Source organism: Rhodovibrio sodomensis (assembly GCF_016583645.1).
In the GTDB taxonomy this organism is placed as follows: domain Bacteria; phylum Pseudomonadota; class Alphaproteobacteria; order Kiloniellales; family Rhodovibrionaceae; genus Rhodovibrio; species Rhodovibrio sodomensis.
The window spans coordinates 1-2,253 of the sequence record NZ_NRRL01000233.1 but is presented as its reverse complement, the minus strand read 5'-3'; the positions used below and the strand labels follow the sequence as shown (position 1 = coordinate 2,253).

The 2,253-nt window shown below is 64.5% G+C and carries 3 protein-coding genes; 2 read left to right on the top strand and 1 reads right to left on the bottom strand.

Annotated elements, in window-relative coordinates; translation table 11 throughout:
- Positions 1-261: 261 nt before the first annotated feature.
- Positions 262-1,278 carry a site-specific integrase gene (locus CKO28_RS27330; RefSeq protein WP_200344643.1) on the top strand — a complete coding sequence of 339 codons (1,017 nt, stop codon included), beginning with the start codon at positions 262-264 and terminating at the stop codon, positions 1,276-1,278.
- Between the two features lie 75 nt (positions 1,279-1,353).
- Here CKO28_RS27330 and fliS read toward each other — a convergent pair whose 3' ends face one another.
- Complete coding sequence (fliS, locus tag CKO28_RS27325; protein ID WP_200344641.1) at positions 1,354-1,860, bottom strand: flagellar export chaperone FliS; 507 nt, start codon at positions 1,858-1,860, stop codon at positions 1,354-1,356.
- Positions 1,861-2,024: 164 nt separating this feature from the next.
- On the opposite strand from fliS, the gene CKO28_RS29550 reads away from it, so the two are divergent.
- The coding region (locus tag CKO28_RS29550) for a helix-turn-helix domain-containing protein (protein WP_200340324.1) at positions 2,025-2,253 on the top strand (229 nt) is incomplete at its 3' end.

The following is a 2,253-nucleotide window of genomic DNA, read 5'->3' as shown; positions in this document are numbered from 1 at the left end:
TCGACACAATCCCCATAGACCTGCCTCGCTGCCCGCGGGTCCGTTCAATCCACGTTCACGAGCGGTCCGGCAAAAGCCGTCTCGCCCTGGCAAACTGCCGTTCCCGGACCCTCGAGAACGCTCCAGAATCACACCCCGACTCCAGGGGTCAACCGGCGGATATGGAACGCGCAACGCAGCTCACATCGCCCGAACTACAGGGGGTGGGGTGAGCACGTACCTTCTCTTGATGTTTGCCGCGCGCCATCGCTTAATGCCGGCATGGCTTACGAGAACCTCACCTACGCGGAAACCGAAGCGCGCGTGCTAGAACTCATCGACGCGCATGGTGTCCCCGACCTCAACGCGCGCTCTTGGGCGCAATACGAGGATACGGTGCGCGCTTACGCGGCATCCGGCCGCTTGCCGGGCGAACGGGACGAGCCGCCGGCGAGCTTCTACAAGGCGCGAGCCGCGTTCATCGCCATCTCCCTGCGCACGCTTGATCAGTGGCTGCAAGGTGGAGAGCTTGACATTCAGGCGGTGCGGGGTGCCGTGCGGACGCTCGAAATGTATCCGCCAAAGGAGCATGATACCCCACCTGCGCAGACAAGCGGGCGGGCGGGACATCAACGGCAATTGCCGGCGAACACGAAAGCGCGTACGGCGGCGCGGTTGGAGAAGGCCTTCTCGGATTGGCGTCAACGCCTGTTTACGTCGGTTCGGCGGCTCGGGCGGTGCGTGGACGCCATCGCGGTGTGCTTATCGGTGGGGTGCCGACCGCACGAATTGGCGGAAGGGGTGCATGTCCGCGTGGATGGCCGGATCCTCGTGATCAGGTTCGCCGGGAGCAAAGTGAATGAGCGCCGCCAGACCGGGCAGCCGCATGCGACGGTGTTTATTGAGTACGACGAAACCGATCCAGTTGTTGCCTACCTTGCCCAGAGCGTGCCTACGGGCGAGATAACCGTCCGCTGTGACGAGTACCGTTTGCGTTACGCCCTGAAGTGCGCGGCGCGGGATGCTTTTGGAGATGCCGGCGAGGGCGTGTCGCCTTACGTTGCCCGGCATCTCGTGGCGGCCAGCCTATCCGACGGCGACGCGTCGGTACGTGCGATTACGCTGGGGCACGCATCGACCCGGACGTTCAAGACCTACGGGCGCGGTTGCAAAGGGCAGGGGCCGAAGGTCCTGGATGCAGAAGGAGACCGACCGGTACGGAACCCGGATCGGTCTCCTGAAGTCGACAGCGAGCCGGCGGCCGATATGGAGGCGCCGCAACCAGCCTATGCGCCATGACCCTCGCCGGTGGCCAACGGATATGGTCCGTAGCCCGCGACGATGACCACGGTGCCTCAAGCCGGGGCCCGGTTGTCAGCCCATGAGATCGATGCTCTCACGCGCTGTGGCCGATGGCTCGCGCGTGTCGGCCGTCGCCTGCGGCGCGGCCGCCTGCGCGCCCCCGGCCGCGGCCGAGTTCGGCACCTCGCCGTCGACCAGCGGCCCGGATTGTTCGCGGATCGCCAGTTCGCGCCACGACGCCGCCAGCGGCTCCAGGACCTCGAGGGCCTCCTTCGCCGGGGTGGCGTCGTTCTTAAGGTCGACCCGGGGCAGGCGGCGCAGGCAGACCATGTAAAGCTGAGACAGGTTGCGTGTGATCTCGCCGCCCTGTTCCTCAGCGAGCGAGCCGTAGAGGGCGAGGATGATGTCCTGTGCGCGCTTGTTGGCTTTCCAGCGCCGCTCGATCTCGTTGGTCTCGACCGCGTCGATCGCCTCGCGCAGCGACACGAGGATACGCTCGTACAGCAGGGCGACCTGCTTGACTTTAGATGCGCCCTTCACGTGCTGGGTGTGATAGGCGTAGGCGGCGTTGCCGTGCATGGACTGATCCTCTCCGCTCAGGCATTGAATGGCCGGTCCGCGTTCGGTCGACGGTAAGTGCCGGAGACTCGAATGCGATGGTAAAAAACCTAAACTATACTCCGAGTCTCTGGAGACCCGAATTCGGGCTTGACGCGAGGTAGAATCGGGATTCAGCTGCGAGCATGATACGCCCCGGTTTCCTTTCCTTTGAAGATCGCCGCGAACTCGAAGCGTGCGTGCGTCGGCATCGCGTGGACCACGGCGTTGCACGGCGGGCAAATGCCCTTCTGCTGCTGGATGACGGCAAAAGTTGCGCCCAGATCGCGGAGTTCCTGTATCTGGACGACGATACGATACGGGGATGGCACAAGGCGTATCAGCGCGACGGCTGGGAAGCTCTGGCTCGGGATG

Excerpts from the sequence above, each read along its gene's own strand:
- CKO28_RS27330 (WP_200344643.1), top strand. The coding sequence starts at position 262 with ATGGCTTACGAGAACCTCACCTACGCGGAAACCGAAGCGCGCGTGCTA.
- fliS (WP_200344641.1), bottom strand. The coding sequence starts at position 1,860 with ATGCACGGCAACGCCGCCTACGCCTATCACACCCAGCACGTGAAGGGC.